This window comes from Bacillus sp. NS1 (assembly GCF_058248265.1).
This window is the reverse complement of sequence record NZ_JBZAZF010000006.1, coordinates 33,684-53,399: the sequence shown is the minus strand read 5'-3', so window position 1 is coordinate 53,399 and position 19,716 is coordinate 33,684. Positions and strand designations below refer to the sequence as shown.

The 19,716-nt window shown below is 41.5% G+C and carries 21 protein-coding genes and 1 pseudogene; 5 read left to right on the top strand and 17 right to left on the bottom strand.

Annotation, left to right across the window (positions count from 1 at the left end; genetic code table 11):
- Positions 1-1,629 (bottom strand): Na/Pi cotransporter family protein, encoded by a 1,629-nt coding sequence (locus AC4CV5_RS18690; protein ID WP_175271330.1) that lies wholly within the window; start codon positions 1,627-1,629, stop codon positions 1-3.
- A gap of 371 nt (positions 1,630-2,000) precedes the next feature.
- On the opposite strand from AC4CV5_RS18690, the gene AC4CV5_RS18685 reads away from it, so the two are divergent.
- A complete protein-coding gene (locus tag AC4CV5_RS18685) occupies positions 2,001-2,261 on the top strand; it encodes a YbyB family protein (protein ID WP_166854443.1) in 261 nt (86 codons plus the stop codon).
- A gap of 39 nt (positions 2,262-2,300) precedes the next feature.
- Here the strand turns inward: AC4CV5_RS18685 and cypC are convergent, their stop codons facing one another.
- Positions 2,301-3,554: a CYP152 family fatty-acid peroxygenase CypC gene (gene cypC, locus AC4CV5_RS18680; protein ID WP_490923559.1), complete on the bottom strand. Its 1,254-nt coding sequence runs from the start codon at positions 3,552-3,554 to the stop codon at positions 2,301-2,303.
- Between the two features lie 172 nt (positions 3,555-3,726).
- On the opposite strand from cypC, the gene blaOXA reads away from it, so the two are divergent.
- On the top strand, positions 3,727-4,530 hold the full coding sequence (gene blaOXA / locus AC4CV5_RS18675) for a class D beta-lactamase (RefSeq protein ID WP_100506630.1): 804 nt from the start codon (positions 3,727-3,729) through the stop codon (positions 4,528-4,530).
- A 26-nt stretch (positions 4,531-4,556) separates the two neighbouring features.
- Here blaOXA and AC4CV5_RS18670 read toward each other — a convergent pair whose 3' ends face one another.
- From AC4CV5_RS18670 to AC4CV5_RS18655, 4 genes are all read right to left on the bottom strand, one after another.
- Complete coding sequence (locus tag AC4CV5_RS18670) at positions 4,557-4,748, bottom strand: DUF5370 family protein (protein WP_029316749.1); 192 nt, start codon at positions 4,746-4,748, stop codon at positions 4,557-4,559.
- 15 nt (positions 4,749-4,763) lie between these two features.
- Positions 4,764-5,012: a sigma-G-dependent sporulation-specific acid-soluble spore protein CsgA gene (csgA, locus tag AC4CV5_RS18665; protein ID WP_003241413.1), complete on the bottom strand. Its 249-nt coding sequence runs from the start codon at positions 5,010-5,012 to the stop codon at positions 4,764-4,766.
- Positions 5,013-5,125: 113 nt separating this feature from the next.
- Positions 5,126-6,514 (bottom strand): amino acid permease, encoded by a 1,389-nt coding sequence (locus tag AC4CV5_RS18660; RefSeq protein WP_490923557.1) that lies wholly within the window; start codon positions 6,512-6,514, stop codon positions 5,126-5,128.
- Positions 6,515-6,838: 324 nt separating this feature from the next.
- Positions 6,839-8,023, bottom strand: coding sequence for a DUF4885 domain-containing protein (locus AC4CV5_RS18655; protein ID WP_490923556.1), 1,185 nt, complete (start codon positions 8,021-8,023; stop codon positions 6,839-6,841).
- A 132-nt stretch (positions 8,024-8,155) separates the two neighbouring features.
- On the opposite strand from AC4CV5_RS18655, the gene AC4CV5_RS18650 reads away from it, so the two are divergent.
- Complete coding sequence (locus AC4CV5_RS18650) at positions 8,156-9,013, top strand: hypothetical protein (RefSeq protein ID WP_373923959.1); 858 nt, start codon at positions 8,156-8,158, stop codon at positions 9,011-9,013.
- A gap of 123 nt (positions 9,014-9,136) precedes the next feature.
- Entirely contained in the window at positions 9,137-9,907 is a 771-nt protein-coding gene (locus AC4CV5_RS18645; RefSeq protein WP_490923555.1) for a serine/threonine-protein kinase, read from the top strand.
- On the opposite strand, the gene AC4CV5_RS18640 is transcribed toward AC4CV5_RS18645, so the two are convergent.
- From AC4CV5_RS18640 to AC4CV5_RS18625, 4 genes are read right to left on the bottom strand one after another with little or no spacing between them, the layout of a single operon-like run.
- Positions 9,892-10,155 carry a hypothetical protein gene (locus AC4CV5_RS18640; RefSeq protein WP_166854450.1) on the bottom strand — a complete coding sequence of 88 codons (264 nt, stop codon included), beginning with the start codon at positions 10,153-10,155 and terminating at the stop codon, positions 9,892-9,894. The two genes, AC4CV5_RS18645 and AC4CV5_RS18640, sit on opposite strands and share 16 nt — an antisense overlap.
- Before the next feature lie 49 nt (positions 10,156-10,204).
- Complete coding sequence (ybdK, locus tag AC4CV5_RS18635; RefSeq protein ID WP_490923554.1) at positions 10,205-11,200, bottom strand: two-component system sensor histidine kinase YbdK; 996 nt, start codon at positions 11,198-11,200, stop codon at positions 10,205-10,207.
- Positions 11,197-11,868 (bottom strand): two-component system response regulator YbdJ, encoded by a 672-nt coding sequence (gene ybdJ / locus AC4CV5_RS18630; RefSeq protein WP_166854452.1) that lies wholly within the window; start codon positions 11,866-11,868, stop codon positions 11,197-11,199. Before ybdJ ends, ybdK begins: the two co-directional genes overlap by 4 nt.
- 2 nt (positions 11,869-11,870) lie before the next feature.
- Complete coding sequence (locus AC4CV5_RS18625) at positions 11,871-12,848, bottom strand: alpha/beta hydrolase (protein ID WP_490923553.1); 978 nt, start codon at positions 12,846-12,848, stop codon at positions 11,871-11,873.
- 136 nt (positions 12,849-12,984) lie between these two features.
- Between AC4CV5_RS18625 and AC4CV5_RS18620 the strand changes: the two are divergent.
- Positions 12,985-13,101: pseudogene (locus AC4CV5_RS18620) on the top strand (MerR family DNA-binding transcriptional regulator); the annotation flags it as partial.
- Positions 13,102-13,212: 111 nt separating this feature from the next.
- Here AC4CV5_RS18620 and AC4CV5_RS18615 read toward each other — a convergent pair.
- The 7 genes from AC4CV5_RS18615 to AC4CV5_RS18585 all read right to left on the bottom strand — a co-directional run bounded on the left by AC4CV5_RS18615 (position 13,213) and on the right by AC4CV5_RS18585 (position 19,710).
- A complete protein-coding gene (locus tag AC4CV5_RS18615) occupies positions 13,213-13,560 on the bottom strand; it encodes a hypothetical protein (RefSeq protein WP_326222703.1) in 348 nt (115 codons plus the stop codon).
- Positions 13,561-13,772: 212 nt separating this feature from the next.
- Positions 13,773-14,945, bottom strand: a complete 1,173-nt coding sequence (locus tag AC4CV5_RS18610) for an MFS transporter (RefSeq protein ID WP_326222702.1) — start codon at positions 14,943-14,945, stop codon at positions 13,773-13,775.
- A 126-nt stretch (positions 14,946-15,071) separates the two neighbouring features.
- Positions 15,072-15,374, bottom strand: a complete 303-nt coding sequence (locus tag AC4CV5_RS18605; RefSeq protein WP_044162143.1) for an ArsR/SmtB family transcription factor — start codon at positions 15,372-15,374, stop codon at positions 15,072-15,074.
- Positions 15,375-15,709: 335 nt separating this feature from the next.
- Positions 15,710-16,072 carry a Na-translocating system protein MpsC family protein gene (locus AC4CV5_RS18600; protein WP_101864820.1) on the bottom strand — a complete coding sequence of 121 codons (363 nt, stop codon included), beginning with the start codon at positions 16,070-16,072 and terminating at the stop codon, positions 15,710-15,712.
- Between the two features lie 55 nt (positions 16,073-16,127).
- Positions 16,128-16,418 carry a DUF6407 family protein gene (locus tag AC4CV5_RS18595; protein ID WP_222143443.1) on the bottom strand — a complete coding sequence of 97 codons (291 nt, stop codon included), beginning with the start codon at positions 16,416-16,418 and terminating at the stop codon, positions 16,128-16,130.
- A gap of 64 nt (positions 16,419-16,482) precedes the next feature.
- Positions 16,483-17,019 carry a carbonic anhydrase gene (locus AC4CV5_RS18590; protein WP_490923552.1) on the bottom strand — a complete coding sequence of 179 codons (537 nt, stop codon included), beginning with the start codon at positions 17,017-17,019 and terminating at the stop codon, positions 16,483-16,485.
- 75 nt (positions 17,020-17,094) lie between these two features.
- Complete coding sequence (locus AC4CV5_RS18585; protein ID WP_490923551.1) at positions 17,095-19,710, bottom strand: DUF2309 domain-containing protein; 2,616 nt, start codon at positions 19,708-19,710, stop codon at positions 17,095-17,097.
- Positions 19,711-19,716 lie beyond the last annotated feature (6 nt).

The following is a 19,716-nucleotide window of genomic DNA, read 5'->3' as shown; positions in this document are numbered from 1 at the left end:
TCATCGATTTTCACCAATAACAGCTTCTGCAATATTTACCGCATGATCACCGATACGCTCCAGGTTGCTAATCATATCGACAAAGACGATGCCCGCTTGTCCAGTGCACAGCCCTTCATTCAGGCGGATAATATGCTTTTTGCGAAGCTTCCGTTCCATTTTGTCAATTTCATCTTCTTTTTCAATGACTTGTTCAGCTATCTTCACATCACTATGGTGCAATGCTTCCATAGACGCCTTCACAGTGGAAATCGTCAAATCCATCATTTCCGTTAAATCCGCCATGGCAGATTCAGTAATCACCACACGATGCGCCTGCTGATATTCAATCAGTTCAATCACATTTTCGAAGTGGTCGCCGATTCTTTCAATGTCTCTGACGGTATCCATCAGCATATGATGCTCTTCAGACTCGTGCTCTGAGAGAGAATTTGAGGAAAGCTCGATCAAATAATCGGTAATTTTCCGGTCAAGATTGTTAACCGCATCCTCTATCTGATAAGCATTCGCCGCGTATTTTGTCTGTTTTGTCACTAAAAACTGTTTTGTGACTTCCAGCCCCTGCACTGCAAAGTTCCCCATTTGCAGCACTTCTTCTTTTGCTTGTCCGAGAGCAATAGATGGAGATTGCTCAATAAAAATCGGATCAAGATGCGACTTGTATTCGACCATTGAATCCTTGCCCGGAATCAGTTTTGTTACGACCAAAGCCAATATTCCGACAAAAGGAAGCTGTATAAGCGTATTGGTCGTATTAAAGATTCCGTGTGCGAACGCAATCGTCATCTTCGGATCAAGCCCAATCGATGTCTGAAGCGATAAGATCAATGCTGTGAACGGTTTAAGTAAAATGAGAAAAATCACTGTCCCGATAAGATTAAACAGCACATGAGTAGCCGCAGCACGCCTCGCTGCAACAGATGCACCCAAAGACGCAAGAATTGCCGTAATCGTCGTTCCGATATTGTCACCGAATAACACTGGCAGCGCACCGTTAATATCAATCAGGCCATCTGAAAATAAACCTTGCAAGATACCAATCGTGGCGCTGGAGCTTTGCACCAGAACCGTAAACAAAGTCCCAATGACAACACCTAGAACCGGATTGGAGCTCATACTAACCGTTAAATCATGAAAGGCCTCAAGTGAACGGAGCGGTTTCATGCCGCCGCTCATTAACTCCAGCCCGTAAAACAGAGCCCCGAATCCAAACACAATCTGACCCGCGTTTTGCATATTTTTATGTTTAAAGAAAAACAGTAAAAATCCGCCGACAGCAATAATCGGCAATGCATAGGCCCCTATGTCGATACCGATAATAAACGCGGTAACCGTTGTTCCAATATTGGCTCCCATAATGACGCCAATAGCCTGGCGAAGCGTCATAAAGCCCGCACTGACAAGCCCAACGGTGATAACCGTGGTTCCGGAACTGCTCTGAATCAAAACCGTCACAATAATACCCGCCAATACGCCCATCAGCGGATTGCTTGTAAAACGGTCTAAAATATTTCTTAATCTATCTCCAGCCGATTTCTGAAGTCCGTCTCCCATGAACTTTATCCCAATCAGGAAAATACCGAGACCCCCGAGAAATTCGAACAGTAATGTTTGTATGTCAATCGCCAACATGTTCACCTCTGTTTAGACATTATTCAGCAAACTCTCTTCGATTATGTTTCAAGTTCAGATGATTGTAAATAAAACATCCACTTAATTTACAATAACTTAACAATAAGCCTTATGGTCCTATTAAACGTTTACATTGGTGTAACATTTCGCGATGAACATGACCAATCGACTACAAAAAACCTTACGTAATAGCGCAAGGTTTTCTCATCACAGGTTATTCTATCCCGTTGGTTTTTCAGTATACCCGGCGCAAAGAATAACAGGATAACCTCTAAACTGTTCCCTAAGAAAATCGGCAAAGGTTTAGCCATAACCAAAACGGGAATGATACAGGAAACACCACTCTTAAAATAGAAAGGAGTATCACCATGAAACAAAAGCTGTTACTTTCAGGTCTCGCTGTTTCAACCGTCGGCATCACTTCTTATCTATTAAAAGACCCGTCAAATCGCCAAAAAGCTAGAGAATTCATTCACAGCATGAAAATGAAAATGACCAAACAGCCGGATATGGAAAAGTTCCCAGTCGATAAAGCAGGACACCCGCACCCGCAAGATATTGAGGACAACAAAATGGTATCCGAAGGCTCTATGTATCCCGTCCAATACTACGATGAAAAAAAGAAGTAATCAAAAAGCTCTCTTCGATAAGGAAGAGAGCTTTTATATTTAACTTTTCCGTCTGATTCCGCTCATCACAAAACCGCTTTCAGGCAATGCCGGCATTCTCGCGAGACTGTAATGCAGCGATTGTTCCGGGACGTCGTATTCAATCTGATTGACGAGAAAATCCAGGCTTGCTTTCATGACTTCAATAGTAATGCCTTCCCCTGGACAGCGATGCCCTTTCTCGGCGTGGCCCCCGCCTTGAGGAATCAAATCAAACGGATTTTCTTCCCGCTCTTCAAATCGTTCCGGCCGAAATTCATCAGGCTTGTCCCACAAGCGGGGGTCGTGATTCGTTCCATATACATCAAGTAGTACCGATGTGCCCTTCTTAAACTCACAGTTATTCCATTCAAAATCCTTCTTGACAAGTGCCCCTAAAAACGGGCCGAACGGATAATATCTGCGGACCTCCTGCACAAACATTTCTCTTTCCCGGCTGCTTCCAGAACGCAGCCATTCCTTATACTTCGGATGCTTATGAAGCGCCAAAGCTGAAAACACAAGAAAGTAAGAGATAGCGACGATAGGCCGCAGTACATTAATCAGCTCAATGGCGGCCATCCTGGAATCTAGCTGGTTGCCATCCTCCTGTGTGTGAAACGCCATTTCATGCAGCGCTGTTCCAGCAGATGTTTTCAGCAAGCCGGCACGGACATCTTCAATCATTCTTTCAATCCACTCTTCCGCACGCGGCCTTGCTCTTCTTCCCTTCCAATGCCGCGGCCCCACAGCACCGAATGCGTCGACCATATCAATGAAGTCATCCGCTCTCTCTTTGACTTCCGTTTCCTTCAGCGGAACACCTGCCCAATAGCACGCTACCCGGCACAGGATTTCTTTTGCTTCCTCAAATAACACAACCTCATCTGCCTTCTCCCATCTTGTGACTGCTGCTTTCCACTCCTCTGTCATCAACTCAGCCAAACGTTTTTGATGCGGCGGTGTCATCAATGACAGAAAAAGCATCTTCCGATGGATATGCGCGCTGCCATCCATTCCCTGAATCGCATTAACACCAAACAGCGATTTCTGCACCCGCTTAGGCAAAGCGTTCTGCCGCTGGAATCGATCCGTATCATAAAACACCTTCGCCGCCTCAGCGCCAGTCATGCAAATAAAGTTTTTCCCCAACAAACGGGCCTGAAACAGATCTGAATTGTAGCGCTCTGTTCTGTTTTTAATAAATAAATACCCTTCCTTCAGCAGTGTCAGACTGTTATCGAGACTTTTGTCATGTGGAATCTGCTCATTCATCCGCTTACCCTGCCTTCCTTTTTACCCTCTATTTTCACGTTATCTTCCGAATATAAACCCAGTAACAGTATTTGTTTACAAAACCAAATTTAAGCGCTTTTTGATTATTTTTTAAAGGAAGAACAAACGAAATAGAGAAAAGGTAGTTAATCAAAACGAAGGGGAGAACAAAATGAAAAAATGGATATATGTTGTGCTTGTGCTGAGTATTGCAGGGATCGGCGGCTTCTCCGTCCACGCAGCATCATCTGCTCATGAAAAACACTTGAATGTCAGCAGAATGAATGTCGATGACGAATTCAAGGATACGGATGGAACCTTCATTCTTCACGATTTACAAAAGGATCAGACATTTGTCTATAACAGAAAACGGGCAAATCAAAGACAAACTCCGCAATCCACCTTCAAAGTCGTGAACGCTTTAATCGGTTTGCAGGTCAAAGCTGTAAGAGATGAATACGATGTTAAACGATGGGACGGGGTAAAGCGTGAATTCGAATCATGGAACCGCGACCATACGCTTGGCTCGGCCATGCGCGAATCCGCAATCTGGTATTATCAGGCATTAGCGAGAGATATCGGCGAGGAAAGAATGAAAACATGGCTTCATACACTATCTTACGGCAACGAGGATATCAGCGGGGGAATCGACCAGTTTTGGCTGCAAAGCTCGCTCACAATATCTCCGCTGGAACAAGAAACCTTTTTGGAGAAACTATTTAAAGAGGAGCTTCCATTTGACAAGCCGGTAATGAAAACCGTCAAGCGCATGATGATTCAAGAGGAAGGCGATCATTACACGCTCTACGGGAAAACCGGAACCCGCCTGACAGATATGGGATTAGGATGGTTTGTCGGATTCATCAAAACAGAGCATGGCTCTTATGTCTTTGTCACCAATGTCGATGATTCCGGCACAAAAGCCAAAAACATCACCGTGGATATCCTGAAAAAGTATGGCCTGATCACATCCTAAATAAAAGAGCCCTGCACGGCAGGGCTCTAAATCTCATGCTCAAAACAATAATGATTCACAAGCTCTTCAATCAAATCATGATCGGGATATTCTCCGTTAAATTCAAATTCGATTTCTTCCACAAATTCTCCGTGATGGTACACATGAATGGCTCCATTTTGACGGACGACGCTAAACTCCGGCTGAAATGTATATCCGCTTCGTTCAATTGCTCCCATTTCTTACCCCGCCTTTCAAAGCAGTAATTCATACACCTCGTTTAATTCCTTGGCCCGTTTTTGATCCTGTTCATTCTGGGCATATTTAATTTCTTTTTCTAATACATGATTCAAAAAAGACATTTCATTGTCATCTAAGTCTTTTACAAATTCCTCTTCATTCACATACCGCTTCGCCAGCATCTTCTTGCAAATCCGCTGGCAGACTTCATTTTCAAGATGATTCGAAAGTGATTCGCGCAAATACCCGAGTGTAACATCCATTTTTGAACACCTTTCCTTCTGCTATCTTTATCCTATAGCTTGCTGAAATAGGAAAAATCCATACGCCAAAAATAAAAAAAGAGACACTCCGTGAATGTCTCTTTTTTCTATGGTTATTCAGCCGCTTCGCTGCTTTTTGTCAAATTAGCCTGCGCACGTTTGCCAATCCCAAACACATAATAACTCATGACCACAAGCGCTAAGAAAATCACGCCTACAATCAGAGAGATGCGAGTATCATCATTAAACCACATGCCGACCAGAACCATCAGCAAGAAAGCAATCGTCACATAGTTTGTGAAAGGTGCAAATGGCATTTTGAATGGATGTTTATCTAATGCAGCACCCTTCGCTTTCCTGAATCCGATATGGCTGATCAAAATGACAAACCAAGGAATCATGCCTGGCAAAACACTCGCGCTGTACACATATACGAAAATCTTCGGTGGCGCGATATAATTCAGCACAACACCGACAGCCAAACCGATCAGTACCGCAATTGTGCCATACAGCGGCACACCATTGCGTGAAATCTTCTTGAAGAATTTCGGCGCTTGTCCATTAACGCCTAATGTATAAAGCATACGGCCCGCACTGAAAATTCCGCTGTTACAGCCGGACATTGCCGCTGTAATCACGACAAAGTTAATAATGCCGGCAGCTGCCGTAATTCCGATTTTCGCGAACGTAGACACGAACGGACTTCCGAGTGAGTTGAGCTCATCCCAAGGATACACCGTCACGATTACAAAAATAGCGCCAATATAGAAAATCAAAATGCGCCAGATAATACTTTGAATCGCACTTCTTAGCGTGTTTTGCGGATCTTTCGCTTCACCTGCTGTAATCCCGATCAGCTCAACCCCTTGATAGGCCGCAATGACCAGAGACAATGCAAAGAAGAATCCAGTGAAACCGCCTGCAAAGAATCCTCCATGAGACCACAGGTTCGACAATCCGATCGCATCTCCCCCGTTGCCAAATCCGAAGAAAATAATCCCGATTCCCGCAATAATCATTAAGATAATTGTCACGATTTTAATCATCGCAAACCAAAACTCAAACTCGCCAAACGACTTAACAGAAATTAAGTTCGCCGCACCAAGAATCAACATTGCCACGATACCAGGTATCCAAGCAGGCAAATCCGGGAACCAATACTTCATATATGAACCGACAGCGATAATTTCTGACATGCCGACGATAACCCACTGGAACCAGTTGCTCCATGCTGTCATATAACCTGCCAGCGGATGAATATATTTATGCCCGAATGTCGCAAAAGAACCTGTGCTCGGTTCGACGTACAGCATTTCACCCATCGCACGCATAATAAAAAAGATAAAAATTCCGCATATTGCATAAGCCAAAAGGACAGACGGGCCAGTCCATGAAATCGTGCTGGCAGAACCCATAAACAAGCCAACACCGATCGTACCGCCCAAGGCGATCATCTGAATGTGGCGCGCGCTCAGGCCCCTCTTTAATTCTTTATTTGCCATTCCTCTTCCCCCTCTTACAAAATACTCGAAAATGAGAAAACAGCAGGCCTGCCTGCCTCCACATCTTTCTCACCAATCAGTTATAACAATCAGAAAATTCAAACTTAAAACTGTTATATAATCTCCTAAATTACTTATTTCATCATAATAAATTTCTCTGGAAAATACAATTGTTTTTTTCAGGCAAACACCTTTAATCAGAGTTTTTCATCAAAACTTCGATTAAAATCTTTTATATAGATATAATGAAATGATTTGACTATTAAAATATATTCTTCCTTAAATTCTCATAAAAAAATAAGCTGTTCACAATGAACAGCTTACCTAATAATTCACGCCAGTTTGACGTTTTAATGTCTCAAGCCACCCGGTATCTCCGGCACCATAGCTCTTGCTTTGCCCCACATCTCTCAGAGATCCATTGCTGTAATCAATTGATAGGACGAAATCCGGAATGGCATTATACCCGGCTTTCGCAATTTTATTGAGCTCTGAACGATAGTGAGATATAGCATAGGAAGCCGTTTGTTTTTGCACAGGATTTTTTTCAAGCTCTTCTTTATATACGTCTAATAAGTCATGTCCATCAGGCGTTACATACCGCCCGTCAATCACTTCTAAATCCTTCAAATGATAGCCTGTGACTTCGTACATCTCACGAGCAGCCTGATACTTTTGATATGCCTCTTCGGAATATTGTGTTGAATCACTGCTTTGGCTTTTCATGATATGTAAAAATAGCTCTTTGCTGTTGTCTCCGGATTGCATCACTTGCTCAATTTGCTCAATTAGTGCCTGATCGTCTGTCCCGCTCACCTGTACTCTATAGTCAATCGGCGTAATTGTAAATCTCAGCTCTGTCCCCTGCGGAATGTGAATATGGTTTCGGTTCAACAGCACTTGCAGCTGCTGATTAACCTGGCTTCGCTGATACACCTTTGCATTCTCAGCCTCCACTTCCCCATTAAACGTGACATTGCGAAATGCGGCATCCTGCAGATTATAGTTTTGCGCCTTCCCTTTGAATAACCATTCTGTTTCATTATCGTAAGCAGCCTGTCTTTCTGCAGCTGACAGATCGCTTCTGAAATAAGGAGACTTTGAATTTTGGTACTTATCCTTTATATAGCCTAATGGGTCAGACTTTGTTTTGTTAATCGCATTCATCCTGCTGTATTTTTCATCAAGTATTTTTATTCTGATATCACTCTCAGATTCATAGGGGTTATTGGATTGAATCACTGTTTCTCCCCCTGTGTCTGTTACTGTTCGATCATTCGCTGATTGATACACTTTGCTGAACGTCCCGCTGTTTCCCGACACGCTGGTTTTAGAATAATTGAACTGATTGATTCCCCCAGTTGAAGATTGTGACTTAAGCCTGCTGTATGCCTTTTCCAGAACTGCCGCTGGATTTTCAGTCGCATTCTCCCGTTTGGCAGGCGCATTCTTGCTCAATATGTTCTGTGCCATCAGCTGAGTGCGGATAAATTGCCGATTCAGACGCATTAGGTTCCCTCCTGAACAATTCTCTCTTACTCTTTTTTATCGGCAAGAGCAATGTATATATTAACCTCAAAAAACATTTATTTACACCTCTAATGTTATTATGTATGATGGAAATAAAAGGAGGCTGTTTGAATGACAAAAAAATGGTTCATTCCATTCGCTATTATGCTGTCTGTCCTCTTCACCTTTACTTATTCGGCATCAGCTGCCGAAGTCACTGCTATTACAGGAAACAATTCATTTGATACCGCAGCACCAATCGGATATTGGAAATATAAGAATATCGATACAACGATACTAGAAGCCGGACAAGATGAAGCCTATTTCACCTTTACAGCTAATAAGGGAGAAAAAGTATACGTGAGAAGTACATACCAGAGCGCATACACTGGGATGAAAATTGAAATTTACGATAAGAACAAAGTACCTGTTTCACAAGGCACAGAAGTCATTAACCCTAATACTTTCTCTTCTTTTATTTATGCCCATGCTGACGCCCAAAACACGTCGGATACCTTTTATGTGAAAGTGTCACGCGGCACCTATAGCGGGAACATGTATTTTACGCTTTCAATTGAAGACCGAATCAAATCCGGCAGCGGAACGTTCCAATTCAGCGGCGTTGCTGAAAACAAAGGAAATACAACCCTTAGCCCCTCAGGTTCTGACTCCAGCGTAATCAAGGTTGATTTAACAAACCAATCTGGAATACCTCGCGATGCCATTGTAACTAGAGTACAAACAACCGCCACTCAAACACCAAGCCAGGGAAATACACGCCACTTCATCATGACGGGCGAAAACAACGAATGGCGCCGTGCACTTGTAAATAGCTCGACGTCAGGGTCCTATGATATATCATTGTCAGATCAACTCAGTGTCGCTAAGGTATGGAGTTTTAAATATAATACATTAGCGACAGCTAGATCGACGATGAGTAATGTCAAAGCAAAAATAGATTATGAATACGATGTAACAAAACAGTTTTAATTCATACTGAGCTGGTTCAAATCCCATGAGCCGGCTCTTTTTAATGTTTAGCAGCCATTGATTTAGCCTAGAATGCAATTGTTTTGATAAACTATAATCAGTACAACCAAGGGAAGTGCAGACATGGCATTAAAACAGATAAAAAAGCTGCTTTTTGACCGCCCTTTAAAGGACGGCATTATCCTAAATCATCATTACAGAATCGAAGAATGCCTCGGAATGGGCGGCTATGGCTTGGTTTATTTGTGCACCGATGTCCATACTCAAACACCCTATGTCTTAAAACAGCTCCGGCCGACAAAAGCGAAAAAGGAAAAAGAAAGAGTCAGGTTCCAGCAGGAAATGAAACTGCTCAAAAGCATGCACCACCCGCAAATTCCCGCCTTCATAGAAGATTTCACCATAAGCGGACAGGCTTATTATGTCATGCAGTTCATTGATGGAGATAATATAGAAGAATTATTATTTTTTCAAAAACAGCCATTTACAGAGCTCATGGCGTTACAGCTGATTTCACAACTCCTTGAGATTGTAGAATACCTGCATGAACGCCTGATATTTCACAGCGACATCAGAACGCCTAATATCATCATCAATGACGGCAGGCTCTGCCTCATCGATTTCGGCCTTGCAAAGCAACTGACTCCTAAAGAAACTGAGGAAGTAAAGATAAGGAAACAGGATGACTTCTTCGATCTCGGAGAAACGCTGTTGTTCCTGCTGTACTCTCAATATAAAGGAAAAAAGAAGAAAAATGGCACCTGGCTGGAGGAATTAAAGCTGACCAAAGAAGTCACCGTACTGCTGAAAAAATTATTGGGCATTGATGAAGAGTATCAGCACACCGCTTTGATACGCGAAGACCTAAACCGGGCCATTCAATCGGTCACATAAAAAAACCCTTGTCCCAAAAGCGGAACAAGAACTTTTTTTAGATTAACTGCTGCTGTAGCTCCGGCGCTTATAGCGATGACTGCCGCCATAACGGTCGTAGTGTCTTCTTTTGCCTGAGCTGCTGCTATAGCTTCGGTAATGTCTGCGCCGGCTGCTGCTGTAATGCCGGTGTCTGCGATATCGGTCACTAGAGCTGCTTGAGAGGTTCTTGATCGTTTTGATGAATTTTTTAAACATATGCTGATCACCTCATTTCTTTCTTCCTATTATATAGAGTTTATAGGAGAAAGAAAAACATCAGCGGGGGTACTCTTTTGAAAACAAGAACCGCGTTCCATTCTCATTTGTCTCCAGCTCATAAGTAATCGCAAGCAGCCTGCATATATCCTCAATAATCTTTAACCCAAGCCCCTCACTGTTCTGATTCGGATCAAATCCAATTCCGTCATCACGAATAAAAACATCGCCATGTTCAATCGTGACTTCCATCTTTTCAGCTTTTGAATGCTTTAACGTATTTTGAAAAATATTATCAAACAGCCTTTGCATCCATAACGCGTTGCTCATCCATATCACAACTTGATCTGCCGGCTTATAGTGCAGCTCAATCCCACTCATACTGTATAAATAATCCCACTTTTTCACCGCTGTTTCTAATAGCTCGTTTAGACGCACTTCTTCATTTACAATATAAGAGCTTTCCAGCGTCTCAGCGGAATATAGATTGAATTCATTGGTTAATTCCGAGATATATTCGATTTGCTGGCACAACGATTCAAATACGGCCTGATCATGACATTGTCCTTCCAAATAAAATAACTGCAGCCTGAGAGCGGTTAAAGGTGTATTAATGTCATGCCTCAGTTTTTGCAAAAGCTCCTTTTTGATTTCCTCCTGCTGCCTCAGTTCCAGTTCACGGTATGTCGTTCGTTCAATTAACAAATTGACCGACTTGGTTAATTCCCCGATTTCATCACTACGTTTCACTTCTATTTTATTAGGCACCCTTTGATCACTTGCCAGATGCCGAATGGTATGATTTAATAGATTGATTTTATGCAGCAGGGAATGAATCGACCTTGAAAATAAAAAAGCTAACATTAAGAGTGATAACAAAAATACAACGAGCATTGCCGGATACGCAAAAGACCTATGAAAAGGCGTACCGTGATTCATTGATTTAAACATGTTTTCATAAATGACAGACATCAAAATACTAACCGCCAGCAATAGCACCGGCACACTAATGACAGCCGTACATAATAACAACTGATATTTAGTCTTTAACTTCATTTCTTCACAACGGTATTCAGCCGATACCCTTCTCCATATATATTTTCAATCATCTCACCCGCTTGATCATTGATTTTGGCTCTGATTTTTTTAATGTGCACATTGACGATATTCGGGTTTCTGTCTTCGAGCTGCCACAAATATTCAAAGAAATGTTCCTTTGTCAGGGTACTGTCTCTATTTTCATATAAATAAAAGAAAATTTTCCGTTCAATCGCAGTAAACAACACCTCATCATGCAGGCTTTCATTGAACACTTTTTTCGTTTCCGCATCAATATACAAATGTTTGATTTGCGTAAAGGTGCCATAATGATGCTCAAGCATATTCTGGATTCTTAATAGCAGCTCTCTCGGGTCAAAGGGCTTCACCATATAATCCTCGCCGATCTGCAACCCTTGGAGCTTGCTGTCCATATCATTGCGGGCCGAGAGAAAAATGACCGGAATGCGCAGCCCCAGCTTTTTGATTTTGGCAGACAATTGATATCCGTCTTCACCCGGCAGCATCACATCCATAATGACCAAATCGACCTTCTGAATCACCGAAAGCACATCCGCTCCATCTGTTTTCCACATCACATGATATCCCTCACGCTGCAAAATCTTTTGCAGCATATCACCAATCATCACATCGTCTTCCACGATTAAAATATGATAACTCTTCATCTTTAGCGAACCTTTCTCATAAACTCCATGGAAAGTTTATATATTTGATCAGGCTGATATAAATAAATACTGTGTGTTCCCCTCAGTTCCTTTATATCGGCTGTATTGAATTGAGCCGCAAACGCTTCATAATCTTTTCGGTTTTGTATGGCATACTTTGAATGTCTATTTTGGTCAGAGACCGCATCTAGAATCAAGACGGGAGTTTCTTTTGGCGCCGGCAGATTCACAGATTTCCTGCCGTTTTGGCAAGACTGTAACAGCTCATGCTCCATATCTGCATTAAAAAATTGCTTAAAATTAATGGCTTGATAAATTTCTTTTTCTTTATCAGTTAAAAACGACTGCCGAATCACCTCAGGATTATATACAGCGGAAGGCATAAACCGATGAAAACCAATCGACGTTAACAGATGGAACCCTCTCACTTTCAACCTGTCAATCCCGCTCAATTTATACGTGACATACTGCTGAGGCAATCCAATATCCATCGCAATAATGGCCTTGATTTCCTTAGGATATTTCTGCGCCCAATATATCGCTTCAATTCCGGATATGGAATGAGGCATTAAGATATATGGAGGCTTATTTCCGCATTTCATAAGCGCTTTCCTCGTCTGTTCCAATATCGTATCTATATCTCTATCATCGTTAGACACATCACTGTATCCATAACCTGCCCGATCAACAACAGCAATCTTATTTTCCTTTGAAAATTTGCTGTACAACCCCTTCATCTCATAAGCAGGCGCAGCGATCCCCGAACCGGACATAAACACAAACGTATCCTCCCCGCTTCCCTCTTCATACACATTCATCTTTTTACCGTCAACATCGACTAGTGTACCTTTGCCCTTTAACAGTGCTGCTTCCTTATTTAATTGATAATGGTGGTAAATAAAAACGGAGACGGATACAAGTAAAACCAAAGCAGCCAAGCTGCCAAAAAAGACTTTTAGGACTTTCCATAATGTTTTCATATGATGCTCCTTTCTCGTGATATCTGAAAGGATACGATATGAAAATAAATTTCTGATTAACTTTGGAAAGATTTTATTTTGACATTTGACTTTGCCCTTACGGAAAGGTGTACATTTGAAGCATGGAGGTGATCGCTTGCTATCGATCGGTGAATTTTCAAAGATATGCAAAGTATCCACAAAAACACTGCGATACTATAATGAAATCGGATTAATCCACCCCGAAGACATTAATCCTGAAAATGGATATCGGAGGGTCTTTGCGCAATTTCTTATACGCAGCCTTCTTCAAGGAGAACCCATTGAGAAGGCTGCCTCTTATATCAATCTTTCACAAAACAGAATTCAGTTGTATTTCATCCATCTATTCACACAACAAAGCCTTTTTTTCTTCTTCCTGCTCGATAAACAGATAATTGTCAGGGCTGCCTAAAATGAAAAAAAGCACCAAAAGTAACTTCCATCCCCGGATCGGACTTCCGCATCTAAACTTCAACACTGCTCCTTCTGCTAAAGTAAACCTCAATGTTTGGCTTGTGCACCAATCAACTTTCACTTGAATTACATGTTCACCTGGCTGTAACTCAATTCGCAGCCTCCCTCCATCTTTGATATTTCCCATCTCATCACCATCAATTATCACAGAATAACCTCTCAATTTATTGATGTACTGCGATGTCCTGCTAATTTCAATGTACGTCTCTTGACTCACGATGACACATCCTCAAAATAATGATCATACAGACAAGCAGCGTTAGTTAGAACCCTCTCGCCATACCTTTATTTCTCATTCCTAGTATATTATAACTTGCTGTGCTTCAGCTCTCCGTCGGCAAAAATCCCTTTCAGCTTCAGTGTGCCTTCTACATGAGCTTATAAAAAAACATCCGCTTGTATAACGAGCGGATGTTAGATCTTTCGAAATTATTGATTGATATCTTTTAACGTCTGTTTCGGTTGTGAATGAAAAACCCTCAATGATGTAATAATTGCAATCATAACCCCTAACGCACCAACCCAGGTAATCGAGGCCAATGATACGTTTTCTACAAAAACGCCCCCTATTCCTGCGCCGACTGCCATGGCGAGTTGCATCATGGACTGATTCATGCTGAGCAAAACACCTGACATTTCCGGTTCTATTGTAGCTAGGTGAAATTGCTGTGTCGGACCGGTGGACCATGCGGCAAACGACCATAATATGAGAATCACCAACACTCCGATATAGGAATGAGTAACAAGTGACAGAAGAATCAGTGTGACGATATGCAACGTCATCCCGCCAACGAGTGTAAAGGGCACTCCCCATTTATCGGTGCTATATCCCCCAAACTTCGATCCAACCAAACTGGCAATTCCAAATATAAGCAAAACACCGCTAAGGAGCTTGCCGTTTATTCCTGAGATGTTCAAGAGATACGGTGACAAATAGGTATAAGCAACAGAATATCCCCCGAGCCAGAAGAAAGTGATTGATAACCCCATCGCTACTCTCCGTTTCTTAAAAAGAGCAAGCTGTTGAAGCAAAGGCACAGGTTTATCCCCTTCAGTATGCGGAAGAGTAAAGAATATAACGACCATCGCGATCAATCCCAACAAAGCAATTGCTCCAAATACAGACTTCCAGCCTAGTGCAACTGCTATCATTCTACCAAGCGGAACACCTATGATTAAAGAAGCGGTAAATCCCATCACGACCGTAGCAATGGCACTGCCCTGCTTCCCTTCCGATGCAATCTTAGCGGCAATCGTTAATGCGGTGACAACCACCACACCTGCTCCCATCGCCATAATGATCCGCGCTGCAATAAACCATCCATAACCAGGCAGTACAAAAGCCAGGACATTGCCGAACACAAACAAACCTAGGGCATACATCATCAATTTGCGTCTATCCATACTTGCTGTCAACGCCATAAGTACGGGTGTAGAAAGAGCATATACAAGTGAGAAAATGGTAATAAGCTGGCCCGCGGCAGCCAAAGTGATCCCGAGAGTATGGGCAATTTGATCCAAAATTCCCGAAATGATGTACTCTGAGGTTCCAACTAAAAAGCTGACAATGGCTAAAATATAAATTTTCCAAGTGTTAGACATAAAACATTCACTCCTTAATTATTAATAAACATATCACGAATTATCGATATGTTATTATAAAAAATAAACACATCGTAATATGTCGATATGTATGGTGTAAAAATAAACACCTTTTGATGTTTATTTTTATATCTCTGTTTTAAGAAAGTCAGCAAGTTTCCCAATGGCTTCTTCATCTCTTTTGTAATACGTGTACTTTCCGATTCGTTCCGCCTTAATCAAGCCGGCTCTTAAAAGGATGGTAAGATACTGGGAAGCCGTCGATTGCGTCATTTTCAATTTGTCTGTTATTTGACTGACACATACCCCGATTGTGTTCATATCAATCCCTTCATGGGGTGAAAAATGACGATCAGGCTCCTTCAGCCATTGTAAAATTTGCAGCCTTGATTCATTTGATAAAGCTTTGAATACTTCAATTGGTTCCATACGTATTATTATATAATTATATTTCGATATGTCAATTCGTTTTTTTGTTGCCTAGTTTTTTAGGCTTATTTCTGACTAATTCTGTGAAATGAAATTGAAGACAGCATATCAAAAGTGGCCTCTAATCATGGCATTGTATGCTTTTGGGAACCTGGAATTGGCTTTGTTAATCTAGACGTCCGCTTAGGTTGTGTATTACAAATCATCAATGATGGCAAACTCTAAAAAAAGAAGCGGAAGATGATTATGTTCAATCAGCTTCCAGCCTCTTTGAAAATTTAACCTCTGCTTGGGCTTGAATAGTATTGTTTAATAAAACACTTTAATTCTTCATATCAAAGATTTTTCTCTAGATCATTACATAATTTAAATACCATCACTCGTTCGCCCGTCCGGGAGCTTAAATCAGTATGAAAACTTTTCACTTTTTCTCCGGTTATCGTTAGGATGATATCCTTAAGACCTTCTATACCTGATTCAACTAACTCCGAACGCGTTTGTTTGATAGATAACATACCCTCTTTTGAACCACAAACTGCATATTCAGCTGGTGTTAAAATTCCTTTTAAATTAACGATGATCATATCCCGCAATATATCAGTCTTAACAGATACAGACCCACGCCCAAGATAATCCTTTTCCCATTGCGTAATGGACTTACTGATCTCTGATTCAATAGAACCTTTCGTCTTTTTCATATATAACACATCTCCTGGCAAGAAATTAGCATATTCTATTAGTTATTTCGTCTCATTAATATTCTCTTACAACATGTCCTTCATATACACCTTCGATATCCAAATCAGTTTTACCGTTCCTTGAGACCACTATCATTTTGGATAACATATTTTCTTCCATCATAGAGTGTACATGCAAAAATCGAACGCTTCCTAAATGGGTTTCCTCAACTTCTTCATAAGATTTTAAATGATAAAAATCAATTGCTTTTCTAATTACTTTTTTCACGCATTCCATATTATCACGATCAAACTGACTCATTTCCTCTATTGTTTCCGTTACAAAATCAGGTAAATTAGCGCCCATTACATTCTCCTTAGAACTGCTGCTTTCTCTTCATAAATGGGTGTAGAAGTTGACCCCTTCCACTTCATCGTGACAAACAATGATCAGGTAAGCTTGACGCCGTTTTAGTAGCAGGAACCTCAACAATTGAGGATTTTCCATCCTTATGATTAACAATTAAACCTCTAACTTCAACATATGACGGCACTAGTGGATGATGACGAATGATATCAACACTTTTTTCAATAGCGTCACTACTATTTTCATTCCCATTTAGCCATTCATCGAATGTACCACCTGAAAATTCAGGCTTACAATGTTGAAACAGATAATCTAATGTTTGTATTTTATCCTTCATTGTTTCATGTTGATTTAGTATATGACCTGTGGAAGCCCTCTTATCTTTTGTTCCTACAACATATACCTCTTCAACATCTTCCTGATAAATTGCAAAAATGACAGACCTCATGATTTCTCCATAAGGATGTGAGATACCGGCATCATAGCTTTGTATAGTCAACATATTTTCTGCTGGAGTGTTAGTCACTTCTTGTAAAATAGGCTCCAAGCCGTTTTCAATGTCCGTCAAAAATAATACTTTTTTATTTTTATTTACACTCATATAGCACACCTCTTCTACATGTTTATCATTTTTATATTGAGTAACAAATCCATTTGATAAATGTTTATATGATAGTTACCAGCTTTCCCAACATCCTTCTGGGTCAATACTAGCCAGTCGAACCCATCCATTTTGAACTTTTTGTAGAAATACTGGGTCATTATTTAATAACCGTTCGACATGCTGTCTAGGTGCTTGAATGACAATCAACAAACGAAGAGGAGAATGATAAGCCTCATGATCTGATTGCATGACGGATTGCCAAGGCAGTCCGGCTAACAAGTCACTTGCATTCCCCTGCATAACTCCGAGACCTGCAGTAACGGTTTGAGTTGCTTTATTTCCGCTGCCATAATAATGAGGTGCTACTGTTGATGCGTAATATTGTAAATTAATCCATTGGGCCACAGTTCCAGGTCCTGCAATAATATTTGCTAGGAGTTCACCGCTTTCATCCTGCTTCCAATCATAATTATGAAGGAAGGCTCTTCCTTCCAAATCACAATCCTGAGTCAGTTCACGTTGGCCGATAATAAAAGCGGCATTACGAGCCAGTCCCCATTCCGGACGTATCTCACTCCAATCTTCGGCAAATCGGTGTGCCTCAGCCTTCGGGTTTTTAAGTTTCGATTGGACATTCGGTAATTGGGCTAGACGTTCTGCATTTACGTTATGTCTCACTTTCGGCATAATAGCTTCGATATGTTCAAATGCTTCCTGTGCAGCTTCGGATAGCTCTGGCACATAAAGCCAATGTAATTCATCCACCGTTGTATTATGTTCAGCGGCGGCAAAAACCGTATCCTCAGGGATTTTCATTCCTTCACTTAAAAGAACCTCTCTTACCTCTGAAAGATTACATAAAGCAGCTAAAACTCTTGCATTGAACCCACCGGCCGCTCCACCGCAGGCACCACAATCAAGAGCTGCGGCATAAGGATTATTGGTACTTTGACTACCATGCCCGCAAATCACGACTAAGGGTGCGAAATTCTCTGTTAAGCCCATCATTTTTAGCGCTTGCCGAGCATAGTTCACTTTTTCTTCTTCAGTAAAACCCACAGGTATTTCTGCCTCTGTGTCATCATCATGATGAAGCGAGAGTTTTGTATCGGGTTTCCGTAACCAAGTCTCACGGAGATTACGGATGAAACGATCAGCTTTTCTTGGCACAAAGCTACGTGCTACCATTTGCAGACTAAGCCAAGGCCCACTTAGCTCAGGCAGAAGTAAGCTCGAAAGTACATTCTGTTTCATCGTTTTAAATGTATGGCTTACGGAATAAACCGCTTGCTTGCGTTGGGTGTATTTTTCGAGTACATCTTCATCTGCGAACTCTTTTACTTTATGTTGCGGTTTTTGTATGATCGGCAAAGAGGCATGACTGTGTTTACTGCCGAGTTCACAAGTTGCAATCGGCACTCCGAAGAAACCAGCAATACCGATCGTTTCAAACGGACCTTCTTTTTCTAGATGACGACGAAAAGGCTCTGACCGTACATCGATGCAGAATGCGAATTGAGCTAATGCAGACTTTTTACCGGTTTCACGCTGTTTCGAGATGATCTTCTGACTTAATCGATCAGTGTATGTTTGTTCCCAAGCTTCTAACCAAAGTTTCCTGCGAAGTTTCTCATCAAAGCTATGGGCAAATGATAAATATTCGTTTTGTTCACTGGCTGACATTTGAGACCATTCCTCTAGTGTCAGCCCACCCCAATGAATCCAAGCTGCTATAAGGGGAGTAATTGAAATTTCATTCTCAAATCGGTCATTATTAATAGGTAAATATGGTTTTATAAGGGCCCACTCCATGGATATCCGGACCGCTAAATATTCTGTTAGGAGTGCATGTTCATGGCTCGATTGTTGGGAGCGCCAAAGCATCATCCCTGCCCATCCAGGTAAGGAAAGTAAATGGCCTTCAAGATAAGTCTGGATGTCTGATTCTGAGATTCCTAGTGCGTATAACGCTTCTTGTAAAGCCATATGTGCCTCTTTCGGCCAACCCATTAACCTTTCACGCTGCTTTTTACTAAGTGCTGGATCATATTGAATGAGATGCTGCCAAGCACGATAGAAACCTTCCTCACGATTAGGCATTGTCCAACCCGCTTGAGAGTCATCAAGATATAATTTACTCCACTTAATGACATGATGATCTAGTATATTGACTAGCCTTTCACCATCTTGATTCTCTATATACGAACTTAGTGGTTGCATAAAAACATTCTCGATATGATCCAACCCACTACATTCACTTACTAATTTCTCCAGCTCATGTGATGATAAAAGGTCGGAAGGCAAGGGATCTAACTGTAATGCTGCATGACAAAATCGCTCTGCCACGTCCCTTGGGATGTGAAAGGAATGTGAATCAAGCCAACGCTGCAGCCCCATTTCCACAAAATCTTCATCAATCTCACCTTTATTCTTTGCTGAACGGATCATAGACGCACTAGGGTATATATCAACATCGCGAGTATTTTTCAACCAACCTGCAACCTGATCAAACGGTTGGATTTCAAGTCCCATCCACGGATTACGTGCAGCAAAGGTAGAAATAGGCCAAAGTGGCGCAATGACTCGGCTGGCAGATTCAATTAACACGTTAAGATCTCTTTCTTGAACATCTATATCTGTATCTTTCTTTTTTACATTTTCTTTCGTTAATACGGATGTCATGCCCAACACTTA

Bases quoted from the DNA above. Each gene is read 5' to 3' on its own strand.
- AC4CV5_RS18595 (WP_222143443.1), bottom strand. From the start codon at position 16,418: ATGGGCGCTAATTTACCTGATTTTGTAACGGAAACAATAGAGGAAATG.
- cypC (WP_490923559.1), bottom strand. From the start codon at position 3,554: ATGAATGAGCAGATTCCACATGACAAAAGTCTCGATAACAGTCTGACA.
- csgA (WP_003241413.1), bottom strand. From the start codon at position 5,012: ATGGATGTTACACTCGGGTATTTGCGCGAATCACTTTCGAATCATCTT.
- AC4CV5_RS18655 (WP_490923556.1), bottom strand. From the start codon at position 8,023: ATGCGTCTGAATCGGCAATTTATCCGCACTCAGCTGATGGCACAGAAC.
- AC4CV5_RS18600 (WP_101864820.1), bottom strand. From the start codon at position 16,072: ATGAAAAAGACGAAAGGTTCTATTGAATCAGAGATCAGTAAGTCCATT.
- AC4CV5_RS18670 (WP_029316749.1), bottom strand. From the start codon at position 4,748: ATGGGAGCAATTGAACGAAGCGGATATACATTTCAGCCGGAGTTTAGC.
- AC4CV5_RS18590 (WP_490923552.1), bottom strand. From the start codon at position 17,019: ATGAGTGTAAATAAAAATAAAAAAGTATTATTTTTGACGGACATTGAA.
- AC4CV5_RS18660 (WP_490923557.1), bottom strand. From the start codon at position 6,514: ATGGCAAATAAAGAATTAAAGAGGGGCCTGAGCGCGCGCCACATTCAG.
- AC4CV5_RS18605 (WP_044162143.1), bottom strand. From the start codon at position 15,374: ATGGAACCAATTGAAGTATTCAAAGCTTTATCAAATGAATCAAGGCTG.
- ybdK (WP_490923554.1), bottom strand. From the start codon at position 11,200: ATGAAGTTAAAGACTAAATATCAGTTGTTATTATGTACGGCTGTCATT.
- AC4CV5_RS18625 (WP_490923553.1), bottom strand. From the start codon at position 12,848: ATGAAAACATTATGGAAAGTCCTAAAAGTCTTTTTTGGCAGCTTGGCT.
- blaOXA (WP_100506630.1), top strand. From the start codon at position 3,727: ATGAAAAAATGGATATATGTTGTGCTTGTGCTGAGTATTGCAGGGATC.
- AC4CV5_RS18645 (WP_490923555.1), top strand. From the start codon at position 9,137: ATGGCATTAAAACAGATAAAAAAGCTGCTTTTTGACCGCCCTTTAAAG.
- AC4CV5_RS18610 (WP_326222702.1), bottom strand. From the start codon at position 14,945: ATGTCTAACACTTGGAAAATTTATATTTTAGCCATTGTCAGCTTTTTA.
- AC4CV5_RS18650 (WP_373923959.1), top strand. From the start codon at position 8,156: ATGACAAAAAAATGGTTCATTCCATTCGCTATTATGCTGTCTGTCCTC.
- AC4CV5_RS18685 (WP_166854443.1), top strand. From the start codon at position 2,001: ATGAAACAAAAGCTGTTACTTTCAGGTCTCGCTGTTTCAACCGTCGGC.
- ybdJ (WP_166854452.1), bottom strand. From the start codon at position 11,868: ATGAAGAGTTATCATATTTTAATCGTGGAAGACGATGTGATGATTGGT.